The following is a 20,769-nucleotide window of genomic DNA, read 5'->3' as shown; positions in this document are numbered from 1 at the left end:
CAAATCAGCCGGCAATGAAGGCGAGCAGGGTGCCGTTGGCCTTGGCCGGCGGCACGCAGATCGCAGCTCCGCTCCGCACGGCGGCCGGCCCCAGCGCCTTCTCGGTCGCGGCGAGATCGCCGCTGACCAGCACCAGCGCGGCGCCACCGCGTTCGGAGAGGCCGGTCAGCGACACGCCGGGATAGCGCTTGGCGAGCTGGTCCAGCGTCAGATAGACGAAGTCGGCGCGATCGCCGCCGGAGGGCACGATGACGGCGCCGTCCGCGTCGGTCTTCGCCTCGCGGTCGATCAGGCGGGCGAGATGCGCGGCCTCCTTGGCGGGCTCTGGCGTTGCGATCAGCGTCTGCTTGATCCGCTTGGCCGCATTGGCGTGGGTCATCAGCTCGGGGATCCACACGGTCTCGCGGGTCTTGTGCTGGCAGGCGAAGATGCGCACGCCGCCCGGCGCTTCAGCCGTCGGCCACATGAAGGTGCGGAATTTCGCCGCCGAGATCGTGCCGTCTGGCAGCGTGACGGGGCGTTCGAAATCGGTCGGGCCGATCGGCTCCAGGCCCCGTGCACGGATCTCCTCGGCGCCGGCGGCGCTATCGACTGCAGTGAAAGCGATGCGCTCGATGCCCTCGCCATGGCGCTCGACGAAGGCGCGGGCCGGCGCATTGTGCTCGGTTGCCACGAGCACGCCGAGCAGCTCCATGTAATCGGGGTCGAACATGATGGTGTAATTGCCGGTGCCCATATGCGCGCTGTGGGTGCCGCGCGGCGAGACCGTGAAGCCGAGTTGCCGATAATTCTCGGCAGCCTTGTCGAGATCCTTCACCATGACGACTGCGTGGTCGATACCGATGACGTTCTTGAGGGCCACTGTTGTTATTCCCCGATTGCAAGCTGATTTTGCGCCGCGCCGGCGGCTGCCGGCCATGTCTACGCCGGATGGGCCGTCAAGTCATTTTCAATTCGGCGAGAGATGCGGAATTTCATTCCGCGCGATGCATCCTCGTCCGGCGTGCGTCAGCGCGCCTGTTCGATATAGGCCGCGAGGACGGCGCGCTCCTCGCCGGTCATCTCGGTGATGTTGCCGGGCGGCATAGAATTGGACCAGGCCGCGACCCGTCCGATCAGGCGGATGTTGCGATGGATGTGCTCGGGCGTGTCTAGCACAATGCCCTTCGGCGCGGTGACGATGCCGGCCCAGACCGGCTCGGCCGCGTGACACATGCTGCAGCGGGACATCACGATCTCCTCGACATTGGCGGCCGTGACGGGCGCCGACAATGCGCCCGTCTTCACCTCGCGCGGTCCGGCGGCGGAGAGGAGGAGGATCGCAATCACGCCGGCCGCGGCCACGCCCCACACCCACCAGGGCGATTTGCGCCCGGCATGACGCTCGTTGAAGAAGTGGCGGATCACCGGCCCGAGCGCCAGGACGATCGCGACGATGATCCAGTTGAAGCGCGTGGCGTAGAGCAGGGGATAGTGGTTGCTGATCATCAGCACGACGACGGGAAGCGTCAGGTAATTGTTGTGGACCGAGCGTTCCTTGCTGGCCTTGCCGAGCTTGGGATCAGGCGCCTGTCCGGCGATCAGGCTGGCCACGATCTTCTTCTGGTTCGGGATGATCAGCGTGAAGACGTTGGCCACCATGATGGTGCCGATGATCGCGCCGATCTGGTTGAAGGCGCCGCGTCCGCTCAGCACATGGGTGAAGGCGTAAGTGAGTGCGACCAGGAACAGATAGCCGCCGATGGCGAAGGGCAGTTCGCGCTGGGCGAGCCCGGTGCGGCAGGCGGCCTCATAGAGCAGCCACGCCAGCGCCAGGCTGCAGAAGCTGAACAGTCCAGCCTGGAATGATGTGAGGTCGAGGATCGACTTGTCGACCAGGAACAAGTCGGCCTCGAGATAATACACCACCACCATCAGCGCGAAGCCGGACAGCCAGGTGGTGTAGGCCTCCCATTTGAACCAGGTCAGTTCGTCCGGCATCTGGCTGGGCGCGACCAGGTATTTCATAATCCGGTAGAAGCCGCCGCCATGGACCTGCCAAGCCTCGCCCTGCACGCCGCCCGGCAGGTCGGCCTTCGGCTTCAGGCTGAGGTCGAGGGCGATGAAATAGAAGGAACTGCCGATCCAGGCGATTGCGGCCACCACGTGCAGCCAGCGCAGCAGCAGGCTCGCCCATTCCGATATAACGGATCCCCACATGAACTCCTCATCCGGCGCGACCTGGATGCCGCAGCCTCCATGACCGTAACCGGCGATCGCCGCCCTCACAATGTGTCGCACCGTTCAACCGCATTTTCCAGTATGATGGACTGCGGCTGATGCACATCGTGCGGGCATGAACTGACGTGGGATTCGGCAGGCGCCAAACCCGCCGAGACCTTTTGCGGGTGATCGGCGTTGACGCACGACACGAGCAAGGCGGAGGACGACGAATTGAGCGACAGGATAACGTTCGTGGCGATGCTCGCAGCGCTGCTGGCTGCTGCGGCGGCCGGTGCACACGCCGAGCCCGTGTTGCAGGGCAAGGACGCCTATGGCGATTGGCGCGCCGACAAGCCCGGCACGGTCAGGCTGATCCGGCCGCAGGATCTGGTCAGGCCCGGCGCCACGCGATCGGTTGCGAGCTCGTCGCGCGTGGTGCCGCGTCCGCCGGAAGCCCAGCTCCAGGTGCCTTCCGGCTTCAAGATCGAGCTGTTCGCCGAAGGCCTGCGCGCGCCGCGCATCATCCGCGTGGCGCCGAATGGCGACGTGTTCGTTGCGGAAACACGCGCCGGCACCGTTCGGGTGCTGCGCGCGGGCGAGGGCGGCAAGGTCGCCACCAACGAGATCTTCGCCAGCGGCCTGCGGCAGCCGTTCGGCATCGCTTTCTTTCCGAACGGCGACAATCCGCAATGGGTCTATGTCGCCAACACCGACAGCGTCGTTCGCTTTCCGTACAAGGCCGGCGATGTGAAGGCGCGCGGCAAGGCGGAGACGGTTGTCGCAAGCCTGCCGGATGGGGGCCATTCCACCCGCGATATCGTCTTCACGCCCGACAACACGCGTATGCTGGTGTCGGTGGGTTCGCTCAGCAACGTCGCCGAAGGCATGGGCACGCCGCCCGGCGGGATGGAGGCGTGGGCGAAGACGCAGCCGCTCGGCGCCACATGGGCCAGCGAGCTCGAGCGCGGCGCGGTGCTGGCCTTCAACCCTGACGGCAGGGAGCGAAAGATCCATGCCACCGGTATCCGCAACTGCGTCGGCCTCGCAATCCAGCCGCAGACCGGTCTGCCCTGGTGCTCGACCAATGAGCGCGACGGCCTCGGCGACGACCTCGTGCCCGACTACGTCACGAGCGTGAAGGAAGGCGCGTTCTACGGCTGGCCGTGGTTCTATATCGGTGGCAATGAAGACCCGCGCCATGCCGGCGCGCGGCCGGATCTCAAGGACAAGGTGACGGTGCCCGATGTGCTGATCCAGCCGCACTCGGCCTCACTCGGCATGACCTTCTACCAGGGCGCGCAGTTTCCGCCCGAATACCAGGGCGACGCCTTCGCCGCCCAGCACGGCTCCTGGAACAGGTCGAAACGCACCGGCTACAAGGTGATCCGCATCCGCATGAAGGACGGCAAGCCGACCGGCGAGTACGAGGATTTCGTCACGGGGTTCGTCGTGAACGACACGGAGGTGTGGGGACGTCCGGTGGGCGTAGCGGTCGCGAAGGATGGATCGCTGCTGGTGTCGGAAGATGGCAACGGCACGATCTGGCGGGTGACGCACTGATCTTACCCTCCAGGGGAGGGTAAGAGCAGCATGCTTGCCTCGACCTAGCCCCGTCTCACGCTCGCACCACCATCCACCGGCAGCGTCACTCCGGTGATGAAATTCGCCTCATCGCTCGCCAGGAACAGCGCGGCGTTGGCGACGTCCCAGCCCGTGCCCATCTTTCTGCGCAGCGGCACCTTGCTGTCGCGTTCGGCTTCGACCTCGGCGCGGGTCTTGTGCCATTCGCGGGCGCGGGTGTCGACGGCCATCGGCGTGTTCATCAGGCCGGGCAGGATGACGTTGGCGCGAATGCCGTATTCGGCGTTCTGGTAGGCGAGCTGTTCGGTGAAGGCGATCATCGCCGACTTCGTCGCTTTGTAGGCGACGTAAGGATAGGTGGTGATCGCGGCCATCGACGAGATGTTGATGATGGCGCCGCTTCTCTGCGCGCGCATGATCGGGATCACTTCCTTCGCCGCGAGAATGCAGCTCTTCAGATTGATGGCGACGACGCGATCGAAGGCCTCCTCGGTCAATTGCAGCAGCTCGGCATCGCCACCGGCGAGGCTGACGCCGACATTGTTGTGCAGCACGTCGATACGTTCCCAGCGCGATTGCGCGTCCGCAACCATCGCCTTGATGTCCGCAGCCTTGGTCACGTCCGCCTTGAAGGCCGCCGCCGTGCCACCTTTCGCGGTGATCATCGTGACCGTCTCCTGCGCCGATTCCGGATGGTGGTCGACACACAAGACCTTGGCGCCCTCGCGCGCGAAGGTAAGCGCGGTCGCGCGGCCGTTGCCCATGCCTTCGCCGGGGCTTTGCCCGGCCCCGACGACGATCGCGACCTTGTCCTTCAAGCGCATCTCGGCTCACTCCCGTCCTTGTCATTATTTTCGTGCAGACTAGCAATCGCGCTCCTGGGAGAGAAGAGCGCGCTTTCCGCGTTCATGTCATTGACATCACACGGAATTGCATGTGGCGGCCGGTCCATCGCGCATGGCTGGCCGTTGCGGTCCAGGAACCGTTCCGGCCTCGCTGCGTTTGTCGCGGAGCCTTTCCCGCGCTAGGCTCAGTCCCGGGGCTTCCCAACCACTAGTGGCTTGCCGATGAATCTGCTCGATCCGCAAGGGCCCGTGGCTGCTGGCAACAGCACCATCCTGGTCGATTCGGTCTTCATCATGCTCGTGATCGTGGTGCCGACCATTTTCGCGATTCTGGCTTTCGCGTTCTGGTTTCGCGCCTCGAATCCGAGGGCACGCTACCAGCCGGAGTTCGTCTATTCCGGCCGCGTCGAGATGGTGGTGTGGTCGATTCCGGCGCTCACCGTGATCCTGCTCGGCGGCGTCGCCTGGATCGGCTCGCACCAGCTCGATCCCGCCGCGCCCGTGCCGGGCACCGGCAGCCCGGTGCGAATCCAGGCGGTCTCGCTCGACTGGAAATGGCTGTTCATCTATCCGGACCAGCGCATCGCCACCGTCAACACGCTGACGGTGCCGGCCGGCGCCGAGCTGAATTTCCAGCTGACGTCATCGAGCGTGATGAACACGTTCTTCATCCCGCAGCTCGGCAGCATGATCTACACCATGAACGGCATGGTGACGAAGCTGAACCTGCGCGCCGACAACGAAGGCAAGCTGCAGGGCCTGTCCGCGCATTTCTCCGGCGACGGTTTCCCGGACATGATGTTCGACGTCAACGTGATCTCGCCGCTCGCCTTCCCAGACTGGGTGGCGAATACGGCGAAGACGGACGCGGTGCTGAACGAGGACAGCTACAAGAAGCTGATGCAGCAGGGCATTGAGAAGGGCAGGCCGGTCTACCGCCTCGACGATCCGCGCCTGTTCGATTTGATCGCGACCCAGCACATTCCGCCGGGGCCCGGGCCGGCCCTCGCCTCCGATGCAGGCCGGTCGCACAGTGGGGGCCATGATGCTCGGTAAGCTCGATTGGTCGGCCATCCCGCTGGACCAGCCGATTCCGCTCGTCGCCGGCGGGGTGGTGCTTGTCGCGATCCTCGGCGTGCTGGGCTGGGTCGTGGTGAAGGGACATCTGCCCTATCTCTGGCACGAATGGATCACCAGCGTCGACCACAAGCGCATCGGTGTCATGTACATCCTGCTCGCCTCGGTCATGCTGCTGCGCGGCGGCAGCGACGCCATCATGATGCGGATCCAGCAGGCTGTGGCGTATCAGTCGCAGGGCTATCTGCCGCCGGAGCACTACAACCAGATCTTCTCCGCGCACGGCACGATCATGATCTTCTTCGTGGCGATGCCGTTCGTGATCGGGCTGATGAACCTCATCGTACCGCTCCAGCTCGGCGTGCGCGACGTCGCCTTCCCGACGCTCAATTCGGTCGGCTTCTGGCTGACGGCGACGGGTGCGCTCTTGGTCAATATCTCACTCGTGGTCGGCGAATTCGCGCGCACCGGCTGGCTCGCCTTTCCGCCGCTGTCGGAACTGTCCTATTCGCCCGGCGTCGGCGTCGACTATTACGCCTGGTCGCTGCAGATTTCCGGCGTCGGCACGCTGGTGGCCGGCATCAACCTCGTCACCACCGTGCTGAAGCTGCGCACCAAGGGCATGAATTACCTGCGCATGCCGATGTTCTGCTGGACCACGCTGGCCTCGAACCTCCTCATCGTCGCGGCGTTCCCGATCCTTACCGCGACGCTGGCGATGCTGCTGCTCGACCGCTATCTCGGCTTCCACTTCTTCACCAACGAGGCCGGCGGCAACGTCATGATGTTCATGAACCTGATCTGGGCCTGGGGTCATCCCGAGGTCTACATCCTGGTGCTGCCCGCCTTCGGCATCTTCTCTGAGGTGGTCTCGACCTTCTCCGGCAAGGCGCTGTTCGGCTATCGCTCCATGGTGCTCGCGACCATGGCGATCTGTGTCGTCTCCTTCATGGTCTGGCTGCACCACTTCTTCACGATGGGCGCAGGTCCCAACGTCAATGCCATCTTCGGCATCGCCAGCATGATCATTGCGATACCGACCGGCGTGAAGATTTACAATTGGCTGTTCACGATGTATGGCGGCCGCATCCGTTTTGCGACCCCGATGTTGTGGTCGGTCGGCTTCATGGTGACGTTCCTCATCGGCGGACTGACCGGCGTGCTGCTCGCGGTGCCGCCGGCCGACTTCATGCTCCACAACAGCATGTTCCTGGTGGCGCACTTCCACAACGTGATCATCGGCGGCGTGCTGTTCGGCGTTTTTGCCGGCTTCGAGTACTGGTTCCCGAAGGCGTTCGGCTTCCGTCTCGACGAACGCTGGGGCAAGGCCGCGTTCTGGTTCACCTTCATCGGTTTCTTCATAACATTCATGCCGCTCTACATTGCCGGCATGCTCGGCATGACCCGGCGCATGCAGCACTACGACGTGGCGGCCTGGCGGCCCTGGATGATCGTTGCGGCGGTCGGCGTGGCGGTGCTGACGATCGGGGTGATCTGCCAGATCGTGCAGCTCGTCGTCAGCATCCGCAATCGCGAGGCGTTGCGCGACCGCACCGGCGATCCCTGGGACGGGCGCTCGCTGGAATGGGCAACCTCGTCGCCGCCGCCGGCGTTCAACTTCGCCTTCAACCCCGATGTGCGCGGCGAGGACGCCTATTGGGATATGAAGGCGCGCGCGAAGCAGCAATCGCTCGCGCATGAGACGCCGGATTATCAGGACATCGAGATGCCCCGGAATTCCCCGACCGGATTCGTCTGTGCCTTCTTCGCCACCATCATGGGATTCGCGCTGATCTGGCACATCTGGTGGATGGTGATCCTGGGCGGCTTGGGCGCTTGGGCGACCTTCGTCGTGTTCGCCTGGCGCGACCATGACGAATACGTCATTCCGGCCGAGGAGGTCGCCCGCATCGACCGCAGCAACATCCAGGAACGGCGCAACCTCGTCAGCATGGCGGGAGCAGTCTGATGGCGATGACCGCGACCGCAGGCCACGCGCACGCCGATCCCCATCATATCGGCCTCGTCATCGAGCATCCTGGCCCCGCTCCGAAGCGGATCGTGACCGCCTACGGCTTCTGGATCTTCCTGCTCTCTGACATCGTGATGTTCTCCTGCTTCTTTGCTGCCTATGCGGTGCTGTCAGGCCAGACCGCCGGCGGCCCCAAGGGCGCGGAGATCTTCGAGCAGAGGAACGTGGCGATCGAGACGGTCTGCCTGCTGCTGTCGAGCTTCACCTGCGGCATGGCCAGCATCGCCGCCGACGTGCGCAACCGGTTCTGGTTTTATCTTAGCATGACCGTGACCTGCGTGCTCGGGCTGATATTCCTCGTGCTGGAGTTTCGCGAATTTGCCGACCTCATCGCGCGTGGCTATGGCCCGTCACGAAGTGCGTTCCTGACCGCGTTCTTCTCGCTGGTCGGCTGCCATGGTCTGCACGTCTCGGCCGGCGTGCTGTGGCTGCTCACCATGATGGCCCAGGTGTTCGCAAAGGGCTTTCGCGCCGACATCTTGCGCCGGATGACGTGCTTTGCGCTGTTCTGGCACGCGCTCGACATCGTCTGGGTCGCAGTGTTCTCCGTCGTTTACCTGCTCGGGAGCGCGCCATGAGTGAGCAGACGCTTGGGATGGTCAAACGCGACCTCGCGCCGGGCGAGGAAGAAGAGCATAGCGTCGGCGCAAGGATCCTCGGTTACGTCGTCGGGCTCGTGCTCGCGCTGCTGCTCACGGCGACGTCGTTCTTCATCGCCGGCACGGACCTGGTCTGGCAGCCCTCGATTCCCGTCGCGCTGATCGTGCTCGCGATCGCACAGATGGGCGTGCATCTGGTGTTCTTCCTGCACATCACCACCGGCCCCGACAACACCAACAACGTGCTGGCGCTCGCCTTCGGGCTGCTGGTGGTGTTCCTGGTGGTCGGCGGCACGGTCTGGATCATGGCAAATCTCAACGCCAACATGCCGCCGATGGACCAGATCATGCGGATGCAGTGATGGCGCTCTTTCGTGCAATGAGATTGGAATCGGTCGCTGTTCGGGTTCACCTCTCCCCAGCGGGGAGAGGTCGGATTGCGAAGCAATCCGGGTGAGGGGCCGCAATACGCGGTGGGACCGTAACCCCTCACCCGGATCGCATCTGTCGATGCGATCCGACCTCTCCCTTCGGGAGAGGTGAACCCCGGAGCTCGCATCGATTCAAAGGGTCGCTTTGCTTTAGCGACGCACAAAAAGAAAGAGCCGCTTGTTTGTGACAAGCGGCCCAAGTCTAGGGAGGAAACGCCCAAGCAAAGACAATCGGCCGAAGCTGGATTGCTGCCAAGGAACGCTCGCGCAAGGCGCTTGCGTAGGCTTACAAATGCAGCAACCGCCGACGAAGTTCAATTCCGGATCAATACGGTCTCGGATTACCACTCACGGCTGCGTGAGGGAGCTTGCTCACCTTGGCCGACGGCAATTGTAGGCCTTGCGGAAGCCGGCCGCCTGGGCGTCGTCCTCCGAGCAGAACCAGCGATCCGGTGTCGTGGTCGCGGGATAGCTCGGGCATCCCCGCAGATGGTAGATGCCGATATTGCCGGTGACGCGGGCGCGCACCGCGAGCTTGCCCTTGATGCTGCAGTTGGGGGGCATCGTCAGCTCCTCCGGAAACAGCACGGCGCGGATTTCCTTGTCGCGGTCCGGGCGGCAGGCGGTGCCCAGCAGCGCGCCGTCCTTCTTGCCGCTGCGGAAATCTTGCGGTGCAACAAAACAGCCCTTCCAGATCCCCGCCGCCGTCGTCTTGGCCTCGGTGGCTGCCGGCTTGACGTTGGCCTTCATCGGCTCGCGTGCGAGGGCAAAGCCGAGCTTGATCAGCTGCTCGTTCAAGCTGGCCTTGTCGCCTTCGGCCGTGCAGATGGCGCGGTGCCGCTTGCCAAAGCTCTTCTCGGGTCCGACATCGTCGCAGCGCACCGTTCGTTTGTTGATGAGCTTCGCGAGCTGGTCGCGGGCCTCGATGCCGCAGGTCCAGGCATCGGCTTTATTGTCGATGCAGACCTGGTCGAGCTCCGGCGCGTCGACGCCGTCGAGCCGGTAGGTGACGTCGCCGAGCTGGACCGAGTTGCCGTCACGGGCCGTCGCGGCGCCGGTCAGCGCGGAAACTGGTCCGGACGAGGCCAGAAATCCTGACAAGGCGAGAAACGAAACGAGCGCAAAAGCGCGGGCGGCTGCAAAGATTTTCTGGAAGGACATACGGTCTCGCTATCGATGGCTCGTGCGCCCCGTTCCTAGCATCCGGATGGGGCGAGACCAATGGTCTGCGCCTCGCGAAGTGCAACATTCCGGCCCCGCGGCTTTACTCCGCCGTCGCTCTGCCCGTATCGTTTGCCGGCCTTGCGAGGCGCGAAAGGCCGAATCGCCCGGTAAGCGGCGAGGGGGGAGGACAAGGTTGCGATGAAAGACCCTGTGGATGTCCTGATCATCGGCGCCGGCGCTTCGGGCGCGGCGGTGGCGTGGTCGCTGGCCGAGACCAAGATGCACATCCTCTGCCTGGAGCAAGGCGGCTGGATGAACCCGGCGGAATATCCCAGCACGGGCCGCGACTGGGAGGCCAAGTTCTACGGCGAATGGTCGTCGAGCCCGAACGTGCGCGGCCGGCCCGAGGACTACCCGATCAACGACGACAACTCTCCGATCAAGGTCGTGAACTACAACGCGGTCGGCGGCTCGACGGTGATGTACACCGCGCACTGGCCGCGGCTGCATCCCTCCGATTTCAAGGTGAAGACGCTCGACGGCGTCGCCGACGACTGGCCGATCGACTACGAGGCATTGACTCCGTTCTTCGAAGAGAACGATCGCATGATGGGCACGTCGGGCCTGTCAGGCGATCCGCTGTCGCCGCTGACGCATCCGCCGATGCCGCAGCAGCCGATGGGCCTGTCCGGCGCCATCATCGGCAAGGCCATGAACAAGCTCGGCTGGCACTGGTGGCCGTCGGACACCACGGTCGCGACGATGGACTACGAGGGCCGGGCGCGCTGCATCAATCTCGGGCATTGCACGCCGGCCTGCGCGCAAGGCGCAAAATCCTCCACCGACATCACCTATTGGCCGCATGCGATCCGCGCCGGCGTCGAGCTGCGCACGCATTGCCGGGTGCGCGAGATCACCACCGACGAGAACGGCATGGCCTCGGGCGTGGTCTATTACGACAAGGACGGCATCGAGCAGTTTCAGCCCGCGCATGTCGTCGTCATCGCCTGCAACGGCGTCGGCACGCCGCGGCTGCTGCTCAACTCGGCATCGGGCCGCTTCCCCAACGGTCTCGCCAATTCGTCGGGCCTCGTCGGCAAGAACCTGATGTTCCATCCCTATGCGCAGATCTACGGCTATGTGAAGGAGCCGACCGACTCCAACCGCGCGCCGCCGACCTGCCTGTGGAGCAAGCAATGGTACGACACCGACCTGTCGCGCGGTTTCGTGCGCGGCTATGGCGTTCAGTTCGTGCGCGGGGCCGGGCCGGTGTTCGAAGCGGTCGTGAGCGAGCAGAAGGGCATCTTGCCGTGGGGCGAGGATCACCACCGCGTGTTCCGCAGGCTCAACGGCCATCGCTTGGGTTTCTCCGCGATTTGCGAGGACCTGCCCGAGGAGCACAATCGCGTCACGCTCGATCCGGTGCTGAAGGACAGCCACGGCATTCCCGCGCCGAAGGTCGACTACACCATCAGCGAGAACAGCCGAAAGATGATGGAGCACGCGCTGGCGCGCGGCCGCGAGTTTCTCGAGACGGCCGGCGCGACCGACATCTGCGTCAACTCGCCGATTCCCTGGGGCGGCTGGCACCTGCTCGGCACCGCGCGCATGGGCACCGACCCCGAGCGCTCCGTCGTCAACGAATGGGGCCGCTCGCACGACGTGAAGAACCTCTTCATCGTCGACGGCAGCATCTTCGTCACCTCGGGCGGCGTGAACCCGACTTCCACCATCCAGGCCCTCGCGCTCTACATTGCCGACCAGATGAAGCAGCGCCTCGCCAATTTGTTCGATTGAGGCTGTAATGTCCGCAGACAACCAACTGACACGCAGGCAGCGCGACGATCTCCGCGCTATCGCCGCGATGATCATCCCGGCCAGTGACGAGTACAAGGTGCCGGGCGCCGATGATCCCGCGATCCAGGCGGACATGCTAGCAACGCTCGGTCGCGATACCAAATTGGTCGCGGCGGCGCTGGATCATTTGGCGCGGCTCGCCGGCGCCCCGCTCGCCGAGCTCGATGCCGCCAGACGCGATGCGGTGGTGCACGAGTTTCGGAAGAGCGGCGGTGCCGCCGCGGCAACGCTCGTCCGTGTCGTGCTGCAATGCTATTACCGCGACGACCGCGTGCTGGGCTCGCTGGGGCTCGAGCTGCGCGCGCCATTCCCCAAGGGCCATGTGCTCCCAGAGGGGGACTGGTCGCTGCTCGATCCGGTCAAGGCGAGAGGTGGTTCGCTGCGGCGCCCGCCCTAGCCATCTGGGCAGTCCGGCCCAGCGCTCCAGGCGGGCCACTTGCATCGGCGGGAGCAGGCCACCATCTGTGTGAGCCTCAAGGACTCTTGCCATGTTGGACTTCACCTCAGATATCGCCGATGACGCACCGTCATCGCGGACGACGGCGCCTGGCCCGGCCGATGACCGGGCGCTGCTGGACGCCTATTCCCATGCCGTGATCGACGTCACCGATCGCGTCGGCCCTGCGGTCGTGCGCGTCGAGACCGGCCCCAAGGTGCCGAACGGCCGGAAGCGCGGCGGGCTCGGCTCCGGCATCGTGATCTCGCCGGACGGACTCGTGCTCACCAACAGCCATGTCGTCGGCACGTCGAAGGAGATCCGGCTGCGCGACGTCGAAGGCCATGTCGGCGACGCCCAGGTGCTCGGCGTCGATCCCGACACGGATCTGGCGCTGTTGCGCGCCAATGGCGTGCGGCACTTGCCCTATGCCGCGCTCGGCAATTCCAAGAATCTGCGGCGCGGCCAGCTTGTGATCGCGATCGGCAATCCGCTCGGCTTCGAATCGACGGTGACGGCCGGCGTGGTCTCCGCGCTCGGCCGCTCGATCCGCTCGGTGAGCGGGCGCACCATCGAGGACGTGATCCAGACCGACGCCGCGCTCAATCCCGGCAATTCCGGCGGGGCGCTGGTGTCGTCGCATGCCGAGGTGATCGGCATCAACACCGCGATCATCAATGGCGCGCAAGGAATCTGTTTTGCGGTGGCCAGCAACACCGCGCAATTCGTGCTGTCGGAGATCATCCGCCACGGCTATGTCCGCCGCGCCTATATCGGTGTCGCCGGGCAGACCGCGCCGGTCCCGCGGCGGCACGCGGTGCTGGCCGGCGTCGAGAACAAGATGGGCGCGCTTCTGATGCAGATCGAGCCGGATGGACCGGCGGCGAAGGCAGGCCTGTTGCCCGGCGACGTCGTGATCAGGCTCGACGGCGTCGAGATCAACGGCGTCGACGATCTGATCCGCGTGCTGGACCGCGACCGGATCGGCCGCCGGCTACCCATGGACGTGCTGCGCCTCGGCCGCCTCCGGGCGATCGACATCGATCCCGTAGAGCGCAAGCCGGCGCGCTAGCGCAGAGCGGTAGCGAGCACGTCTCCACGATCTCGTCATTGCGAGCGAAGCGAAGCAATCCAGACTGTCTCGGCGGAAAGACTCTGGATTGCTTCGTCGCAAGGGCTCCTCGCAATGACGCGGAGAGAGCATGGGCCTTCCCCCGCTACTCCGCAGCCGCGGCGAAGCGGCTGTTCTCGAGCTCCGCTTCCAGCCGCGCCGTCTCGGTCGCCGCCAGCTTGACGTTGGCCTCCTTGACGTGGCCGAAGCCGCGGATGGTCTCCGGCACGCGCGCAAGCCGCGTCAGCAGCGAGATCTGCTCCGGCTTCAGCCCTGTGATCCGCTGATCGATCATCGCCAGATAATCCGCGATCAATTTCCGCTCGGTCCGGCGCTCCTCGGTGCGGCCGAACGGATCGAACACGCTGCCGCGCAGGGACTTGAGCCTGGCGAGCACGCGGAAGGCGTGGACCATCCAGCTGCCGAACTCCTGCTTCTGCAGATGTCCGGTCGCTTTGTCGCGCTTGGCGAAGATCGGCGGTGCCAGATGGTACTTCAGCGTAAAGTCACCATCGAATTTTTCGGACACCTTTTTTGCAAAACTGCCGTCGGTGTAGAGTCGGGCGACCTCATATTCGTCCTTGTAGGACATCAGCTTGAACAGGTTCTTTGCGACCGCTTCGGTGAGCTCGGTTGACCCGGGCGAAGCCGCGCTCTCCGCCTTGCGCACCTTCGCGACGGCTGCGATGTAGCGGTCGGCATAGGCCTTGTCCTGATAGGAGTTCAGGAATTCCGCGCGCGTCGCGATGATGTCGTCGAGCGATTTCGCCGGCGCGGACGCTCTCGCCTTGAACTGAAGCACGCTGCGCACGCGCGCCATGTCGTAGGCAGCGAGCCGGCCCCAGGTAAAGGCGAGCTTGTTCATCTCGATCGCAGCGCCGTTGATCTCGATGGCGCGAAGCAGGGCTTCCAGCGACAGCGGGATCGCGCCCTTCTGGAACGCAAAGCCCAGCATGAACGGGTTGGTTGCGATGGAATCGCCCATCAGGGCCGCGGCAATGCCTGTCGCGTCGATGATGTCGAGGTTGTTGTCGCCGATAGCGTCGCGGAGCACGGTCTGCATCGCGCCCATCTCGAAATCGAGATCGGGGTTTTGCACGAAGCTCGCGGTCGGCTGCAGATCGGCGTTGATGTAGGCCTTGGTCAAGCCGCGCTCGGCGCGGCTCAGCGCCGTCGGGCCCGCGGAGACGATCATGTCGCAGCCGAGGATGACATCGGCGCCGCCGGTGGTGATGCGGACGGCGGAGATGTCTTCCGGCCTCCGTGCGATGCGGACATGGCTCATCACCGCGCCGTTCTTCTGCGACAGGCCGGTGAAGTCGAGCGCCGAGCAGCCGCGGCCGTCGACATGGGCGGCCATGCCGAGCAGGGCTCCGATGGTGATGACGCCGGTGCCGCCGATGCCGGTGACGAGGATGTTGTAGGGCCCGTCCAGCTCACGCGCCGGCGGCAGCGGCAGATCCGCGAACAGCTGGCCGGAATCCACAGCCGAGGTCTTCATCCGCTTCAGCGAGCCGCCATGGACGGTGACGAAGCTCGGGCAAAAGCCCTCGACGCAGGAAAAGTCCTTGTTGCAGTTCGACTGGTCGATCTGGCGCTTGCGGCCGAATTCGGTCTCCAGCGGCTGCACCGAGACGCAGTTCGAGGCCTGCGAGCAATCGCCGCAACCTTCGCAAACGAGCTCGTTGATGAAGGCGCGCTTGGCGGGATCGGGATAGAGCCCGCGCTTACGGCGGCGGCGCTTCTCGGCGGCGCAGGTCTGGTCGTAGATGATGACCGTGAGGCCCTTGATATCGCGCAGCTCGCGCTGCACGGCGTCGAGCTCGCGGCGGTGGTGGATGGTCGCGCCTTGCGGGAAGTAATTGCCTTGCGGGTACTTGCTCGGATCGTCGGAGACGATCGCAAGCCGCTTGACGCCTTCGGCCCAGACTTGATGGGCGATCTGCGCGACGTTGAAGGCGCCTTCGGCGGGCTGGCCGCCGGTCATTGCGACGGCGTCGTTGTAGAGGATCTTGTAGGTGATGTTGATGCCGGCGGCCGAAGCCGCACGAAGGGCGAGCAGGCCGGAATGGGTGTATGTGCCGTCGCCGAGATTCTGGAAGATGTGCTGCTCGCTTGTGAAGGGCGACTGGCCGATCCAGTTCACGCCCTCAGCGCCCATATGCGAGATCAAGTCCGTGCGGCGGGTCGGCATGCTCAGGGCCATGCCGTGGCAGCCGATGCCGGCCATGGCGCGGCTGCCATCGGGCACCCGCGTCGACGTGTTGTGCGGGCAGCCCGAGCAGAAGAACGGCGTGCGCGCGAGCTTGATCGGCGTGCTGGTCGTCACCGGGTTGTCGAAGGCCTCGAGCCTGGCGAGGCGCTGCTCCAGCACGGGACTGTGATGGCCGAGCTTGCGCAAGCGCGCCACCAGCGCGCCAGCGACAATGGTCGGCGTCAGCTCACCCTCGCTCGGCAACAGCGGTGCGCCGCGCTCATCGCGCTTGCCGGTGACGGTCGGGCGCTTTGAGGCATCGACGTTGTAGAGGATCCGCATCAGCTGGTCTTCGATGAAGCCGCGCTTCTCCTCGACCACCAGCACGTCCTGAAGGCTTTCGGCGAAACGCCTGGCGCCGCTTTCCTCAAGAGGCCAGGTCATCGCGACCTTGTAGATGCGAAGGCCGAGATCCTGCGCGTCCTTGTCGGTGATGCCGAGGTCGGCCAGCGCCTGCCGCAGATCGAGATAGGCCTTGCCGGTGGCGACGATGCCGAGCCGCGCGGGCTTGGAATCCAGCACGATACGGTCGAGCTGATTGGCGCAGGCGAAGGCCTGCACGGCGGCCATCTTGGGGCCGAACAGGCGCTTCTCAGCCTCGAGCGGCGGGTCGGGCCAGCGGATGTTGAGGCCGCCGGGCGGCATCTCGAAATCGTCGGGGAGCTTGATCTGGATACGTTCAGGATCGCTGTAGATGGACGCCGAGCTCTCCACGGTTTCGCTGATCGCCTTGAAGCCGACCCAGCAGCCGGAGAAGCGCGACAGCGCAAAGCCGTAGAGACCGAGATCGAGATAGTCCTGCAGCGTTGCCGGGTTGATCACGGGAACCAGCGCCGCCGCGAAAACCTGCTCGCTCTGATGCGCCAGCGTGGAGGACTGGCAGCCATGGTCGTCGCCGGCGAGCGCCAGCACACCGCCGTTGCGCGAGGTGCCGGCGGCATTGGCGTGCTTGAGCGCATCGACCGAGCGGTCGACGCCCGGGCCCTTGCCGTACCAGATGCCGAACACGCCATCGACCTTGGCGCCGGGAAACAGGCCGACCTGCTGGCTGCCCCAGACCGCGGTTGCGGCGAGGTCCTCGTTCAAGCCAGGGACGAAAGCGATGTCGTGCTGCTGGAGGTGTGACTTCGCCCGCCACAACGCGTGGTCGTACATGCCGAGCGGGGAGCCGCGATAGCCCGAGATGAAGCCGCCGGTCTTGAGGCCCTGAAGCCGGTCGCGTTCGCGCTGCAACATGGGCAGACGGACGAGGGCCTGCGTCCCGGACAGGAAGATCCGCTTCGATTCGAGCCGGTATTTGTCGTCCAGCTCGACCTGCAACAGCGTCATTCGGGAGTCCTCGTCTTTCGTTCGGCGGGAGGTTTGCGCTGCGGGAGGGATCGCGGCTGCGCGACGCGAATTGTGACAGTGAAAAGGACGGGCCAGCGAAGTCAATATCGCTGGCCGCATCCGTGGCGCTCCTGCTAGTCATGGCTTGCACGCGGAGGAAAATATGATGGCGTTCGAAACCGAGATCACTCAGACCGGAGGCGCCTTGGTCGGGCCGTGGCGCCGGCCACGCCAGATGCTGCAGGCGCAGACCTACGACGCGCACGCCTCGATCCATGACGACGCCACCGCGCAGAAGCTCGGCTTCAAGGGCGGCACCATCGAAGGCCCGACGCATTTCAGCCAGTTCGCACCGCTTTGCGAGCGGCAATGGGGGTAGGTCTGGTTCGAAAGAGGTTGCCTTTCTGCCCACTATCGCAGCGTCTGCTACGAGGGCGAAGAGGTGCAGGCGATCCTAATGGCCTCTGAGGCTGAGCAACCGGAGTGTCAAATTCTAATGGTCAAGCGGGACGGCACCGAGGTGCTGCGCGGCACGGCCTCCATCATCGACAGCCCAACGGCCCTTGGTCTGCGTCTGCGTGAGCTTAAGCCGCTCGCCGACCCGGTGATCCTTCGCGACGTGCAAGTCGGCGTGACCGGCAAGCGCCAATCGGTGCGCATGGCGTTCGACCAGAACATGGGCGATCTCTATCCGTTCTCGCTGAGGCAGAAGCTCGCCGTCATCACCGAAAGCTCGCCGTACTATTCGGGCGCGGATAACCCGTGGGGCAAGCCCATCATCCCGATGGAGATGCTGAGCGTGCTGTTCCAGTACCGCTCCAAGGACGATCCGCTGCCGGCCAAGGGCCCGGCAGTCGGCCTGTTCGCCGACCAGGAGATCCGCCTGCTGAAGGGGCCGCTCTTCGAGGGCGAGGAATACGAGGTCGAGCGCGAAGTCGTCGCGCTCTCGGGCAGCCGCCGCACCGAAAGCGCCTGGGTCAAGACGCGCGTGTTCGACAAGGCGGGCACGATGGTCGCAACCATGTTGCTCAACGCGGCAACGCTGAAGGAGTCTTACGCCCCGTATGAGGAAGAGCATCGGCGGTTGTATGGGGCGGGGCGGTAGCCTCTGCTCGTCATTCCGGGGCGCGCGTAGCGCGAACTATGATGCGCAATTGCGCATCAGAGAATCCATCTCACCTCGCGCACTGCCGCCCGATGGATTCCGGGCTCGACGCTTCGCGTCGCCCCGGAATGACGAGCGGAGGCCGCTCATCCTTTAAGCAGATGCACGGTGCGAAGCCGTCGCACAGGGAATAAGCAGGCGCCGATCGCCGGCGTAACCTTCTGACTGCGCAACTAATTCCCTCGCGGCTCTCGTCCCATCGCAATTGTACACAATGGCACGGCGCTTGCAGAACTCCCGCTCAGGAGAGTTCTCGCGGGGCCGTCATGTTGAACTCAGCCAAGCCGACAAGGGGCGTCGTCAGCGCCGAGCCCGAGCCGATCACGCTCGACTGGCCCGCCACCGCGCTCCTCATCATCGACATGCAGCGCGACTTCATGGAGCCCGGCGGTTTCGGCGAAACGCTAGGCAACGACGTCAGCCAGCTCGCGCGCGCGGTGAAGCCGATCGGCGCGGTGCTGACGGCGGCGCGCGACACCGGCATGCTGGTCATTCACACGCGCGAGGGGCATCTGCCCGATCTCTCCGACGCGCCGCCGGCCAAGGTCGAGCGCGGCGCGCCGAGCCTTCGCATCGGCGATCCCGGTCCGATGGGGCGCATCCTCATTCGCGGCGAGGCCGGCCACGACATCATTCCCGAGCTCTATCCGCTCGACAGCGAAATCGTGATCGACAAGCCCGGCAAGGGGGCGTTCTACGCGACCGAGCTCGGCGAGGTCCTGGAGAAATACGGCATCGAGAATTTGCTGGTGTGCGGCGTCACCACCGAAGTGTGCGTCAACACCACCGTGCGCGAGGCCAACGACCGCGGCTATCGCTGCGTCGTCATCGCCGACGGCTGCGCGTCCTACTTCCCCGAGTTTCACGAGATGGGCCTGAAGATGATCAAGGCCCAGGGCGGGATCTTCGGCTGGGTCGCGGATTCAGCCGCAGTTCTGGAGGCAATGAAGGTTTCGACCACATAGGGGGTATTGTCATGAGCACATTGACGGGGGCGGCCGGCAGTTCTGATCTGAACAACTCCGACTTCAAGCCGGCGCTCTGGACGTCGGGCGACTGGAACGCGTTGTTCGGCTTCGGCACCAACATCCTCGTCAACATGTTGGTGCTCACGGGCCTGTTGCGCTTCGTGCTGAAGATGCCCGACAGCCTCGTGTTCGGCCGCATCCTGCCCGCGCTGGGGCTGATGATGTGTCTCTCCACTTTCTACTACGCCTATCTCGCCTACCGCCTCGCCCAGAAGACCGGCCGCAACGATGTCTGCGCGCTGCCGTCGGGCGTCAGCGTGCCGCACATGTTCATCGTGACCTTCGTGATCATGCTGCCGATCACGCTCAAGACCGGCGATCCGCTCAAGGGCTGGTCGGCGGGTCTCGTCTGGGTATTCTTCCAGAGTTTTATTTTAATGATCGGCGGCTTCATCGCGCCGTTCATCCGCAAGATCACGCCGCGCGCGGCGCTGCTCGGCACGCTCGCGGGCGTCTCCGTCACCTTCATCTCGATGCGGCCGGCGCTCGAGATGTACATGACGCCGCAGATCGGTCTCGTCTGCTTCGCCATCATCCTGGTGAGCTGGTTCGGCGGCGTGAAATATTGGCGCGGCATTCCCGCGGGCCTCGTCGCGATCGCGGCCGGCATGATCATCGCCTGGGGCTCGAACCTGTTCGGGCTCGGCCTCGGCGGCCTGAGCATCGCGGGTGTTGGCGCGGCCTTTGCCAATTTCGGGTTCTCGGTGCCGATCCCGGCGCTGGGCTATGTCTTCTCCGGCTTCGAATTCCTCGGCATCATCCTGGTCACGGCCATTCCGTTCGGCATCTACGACCTCGTCGAGGCCATGGACAATGTCGAGAGCGCGGAAGCGGCCGGAGACGACTATCCGACCACGCGCGTGCTCACCGCCGACGGCGTCGTCAGCCTGATCGGCTGCCTGATGGGCAATCCCTTCATCAACGCCGTCTATATCGGTCATCCCGGCTGGAAGGCGATGGGCGGCCGGATCGGCTATTCGGCTGCGACTGGCGTCATGGTGGTGGTGCTGTCCTGGTTCGGCATCATCTCGGTGCTGCTGGCGCTGGTGCCCGTCGTCGCAATCTCGCCGATCCTGCTCTACATCGGCATGCTGATCGGCGCGCAGGCGTTCCAGACCACGCCGGTCAAGCACGCGCCTGCGATCGTGCTGGCACTGACCCCGCACCTTGCGGCGTGGGCCAAGCTCCAGATCGATACGATGCTGGCCTCGACCATGACTGCGGCAGCAACCGTCGGCGGGATGGCGGCGGACAAGGCCGACGCAGTCAAAACGGCTGCGATTGCCGCGCTGCCGCAGCAAGGCGTGTTCTATCACGGCCTCGAGGTGATGGGCGGCGGCTCCATCCTCGGCGGCCTCATCCTCGGCGCCATTGGTGTCTTCATCATTGAGCGCGATTTCGAGAAGGCCTCCGCCTTTGCGCTGGTCGGGGCAACCCTGACCTATTTCGGCTTCATGCATGGCGAGGCCGTCGGCATCGGCGGCGGCTTTGGCGTGACCCCCGCGGTCGCGCTGGCCTACGCCGTGATGGCCGCCGGCCTGTTCGCCGCCAGCAAGCTCGGCGCTAGCGAGCACTATGCCGCGCATCCGGAGATGTCGGCCGCGCCGGCGGAATAGGCCCGGCTTCATTGTTGCGGAACGGCCGGGTGGATGGTCCGG

Annotated in this window: 15 protein-coding genes and 1 pseudogene; 11 read left to right on the top strand and 5 right to left on the bottom strand. The window is 64.9% G+C overall.

Features of this window, described 5'->3' with window-relative positions; translation table 11 throughout:
- Positions 1-4: 4 nt before the first annotated feature.
- Together ACM43_RS32490 and ACM43_RS32485 are read right to left on the bottom strand one after the other, a co-directional pair.
- A complete protein-coding gene (locus ACM43_RS32490) occupies positions 5-862 on the bottom strand; it encodes a VOC family protein (protein ID WP_271545633.1) in 858 nt (285 codons plus the stop codon).
- A gap of 146 nt (positions 863-1,008) precedes the next feature.
- Positions 1,009-2,199: a urate hydroxylase PuuD gene (locus ACM43_RS32485; RefSeq protein ID WP_271545631.1), complete on the bottom strand. Its 1,191-nt coding sequence runs from the start codon at positions 2,197-2,199 to the stop codon at positions 1,009-1,011.
- A 261-nt stretch (positions 2,200-2,460) separates the two neighbouring features.
- Here ACM43_RS32485 and ACM43_RS32480 point away from each other — a divergent pair, with 261 nt between their 5' ends.
- Complete coding sequence (locus tag ACM43_RS32480) at positions 2,461-3,762, top strand: PQQ-dependent sugar dehydrogenase (RefSeq protein ID WP_271545678.1); 1,302 nt, start codon at positions 2,461-2,463, stop codon at positions 3,760-3,762.
- A gap of 44 nt (positions 3,763-3,806) precedes the next feature.
- Here the strand turns inward: ACM43_RS32480 and ACM43_RS32475 are convergent, their stop codons facing one another.
- The gene (locus ACM43_RS32475; RefSeq protein WP_271545629.1) at positions 3,807-4,607 is read right to left on the bottom strand and encodes an SDR family NAD(P)-dependent oxidoreductase; all 801 of its coding nucleotides are present in this window, start codon (positions 4,605-4,607) and stop codon (positions 3,807-3,809) included.
- A 243-nt stretch (positions 4,608-4,850) separates the two neighbouring features.
- On the opposite strand from ACM43_RS32475, the gene ACM43_RS32470 reads away from it, so the two are divergent.
- Genes ACM43_RS32470 through cyoD form a run of 4 tightly spaced genes read left to right on the top strand, consistent with a single transcriptional unit; the run spans position 4,851 to position 8,698 of the window.
- Complete coding sequence (locus ACM43_RS32470) at positions 4,851-5,684, top strand: cytochrome ubiquinol oxidase subunit II (RefSeq protein ID WP_271545627.1); 834 nt, start codon at positions 4,851-4,853, stop codon at positions 5,682-5,684.
- On the top strand, positions 5,674-7,674 hold the full coding sequence (gene cyoB / locus ACM43_RS32465; protein ID WP_271545677.1) for a cytochrome o ubiquinol oxidase subunit I: 2,001 nt from the start codon (positions 5,674-5,676) through the stop codon (positions 7,672-7,674). The genes ACM43_RS32470 and cyoB overlap by 11 nt, the downstream gene beginning before the upstream one ends.
- Complete coding sequence (locus ACM43_RS32460) at positions 7,674-8,315, top strand: cytochrome (ubi)quinol oxidase subunit III (protein WP_036026017.1); 642 nt, start codon at positions 7,674-7,676, stop codon at positions 8,313-8,315. Before cyoB ends, ACM43_RS32460 begins: the two co-directional genes overlap by 1 nt.
- Positions 8,312-8,698, top strand: coding sequence for a cytochrome o ubiquinol oxidase subunit IV (gene cyoD, locus ACM43_RS32455; RefSeq protein WP_271545625.1), 387 nt, complete (start codon positions 8,312-8,314; stop codon positions 8,696-8,698). The genes ACM43_RS32460 and cyoD overlap by 4 nt, the downstream gene beginning before the upstream one ends.
- Positions 8,699-9,139: 441 nt before the next feature.
- Here the strand turns inward: cyoD and ACM43_RS32450 are convergent, their stop codons facing one another.
- Complete coding sequence (locus ACM43_RS32450; RefSeq protein WP_036026008.1) at positions 9,140-9,928, bottom strand: thermonuclease family protein; 789 nt, start codon at positions 9,926-9,928, stop codon at positions 9,140-9,142.
- 201 nt (positions 9,929-10,129) lie between these two features.
- On the opposite strand from ACM43_RS32450, the gene ACM43_RS32445 reads away from it, so the two are divergent.
- The 3 genes from ACM43_RS32445 to ACM43_RS32435 all read left to right on the top strand — a co-directional run bounded on the left by ACM43_RS32445 (position 10,130) and on the right by ACM43_RS32435 (position 13,296).
- Complete coding sequence (locus tag ACM43_RS32445; protein ID WP_157280922.1) at positions 10,130-11,728, top strand: GMC family oxidoreductase; 1,599 nt, start codon at positions 10,130-10,132, stop codon at positions 11,726-11,728.
- A gap of 7 nt (positions 11,729-11,735) precedes the next feature.
- Positions 11,736-12,185: a hypothetical protein gene (locus ACM43_RS32440; protein WP_057026817.1), complete on the top strand. Its 450-nt coding sequence runs from the start codon at positions 11,736-11,738 to the stop codon at positions 12,183-12,185.
- 91 nt (positions 12,186-12,276) lie between these two features.
- Positions 12,277-13,296: a S1C family serine protease gene (locus ACM43_RS32435; protein WP_271545620.1), complete on the top strand. Its 1,020-nt coding sequence runs from the start codon at positions 12,277-12,279 to the stop codon at positions 13,294-13,296.
- Between the two features lie 145 nt (positions 13,297-13,441).
- Here ACM43_RS32435 and ACM43_RS32430 read toward each other — a convergent pair whose 3' ends face one another.
- Entirely contained in the window at positions 13,442-16,918 is a 3,477-nt protein-coding gene (locus ACM43_RS32430) for an indolepyruvate ferredoxin oxidoreductase family protein (protein WP_271545619.1), read from the bottom strand.
- A gap of 163 nt (positions 16,919-17,081) precedes the next feature.
- On the opposite strand from ACM43_RS32430, the pseudogene ACM43_RS32425 reads away from it, so the two are divergent.
- The 3 genes and pseudogenes from ACM43_RS32425 (at position 17,082) to ACM43_RS32415 (ending at position 20,727) form a co-directional block, all read left to right on the top strand.
- Positions 17,082-18,023: pseudogene (locus tag ACM43_RS32425) on the top strand (hypothetical protein).
- A 326-nt stretch (positions 18,024-18,349) separates the two neighbouring features.
- Positions 18,350-19,048 carry a cysteine hydrolase family protein gene (locus ACM43_RS32420; protein ID WP_225139651.1) on the top strand — a complete coding sequence of 233 codons (699 nt, stop codon included), beginning with the start codon at positions 18,350-18,352 and terminating at the stop codon, positions 19,046-19,048.
- Positions 19,049-19,059: 11 nt separating this feature from the next.
- Positions 19,060-20,727 carry a regulator gene (locus tag ACM43_RS32415; protein ID WP_271545617.1) on the top strand — a complete coding sequence of 556 codons (1,668 nt, stop codon included), beginning with the start codon at positions 19,060-19,062 and terminating at the stop codon, positions 20,725-20,727.
- Positions 20,728-20,769: the final 42 nt, after the last annotated feature.

This window comes from Bradyrhizobium sp. CCBAU 45321, from assembly GCF_028128975.1.
GTDB lineage: Bacteria > Pseudomonadota > Alphaproteobacteria > Rhizobiales > Xanthobacteraceae > Bradyrhizobium > Bradyrhizobium yuanmingense.
This window is presented reverse-complemented; position numbering and strand designations above follow the sequence as displayed.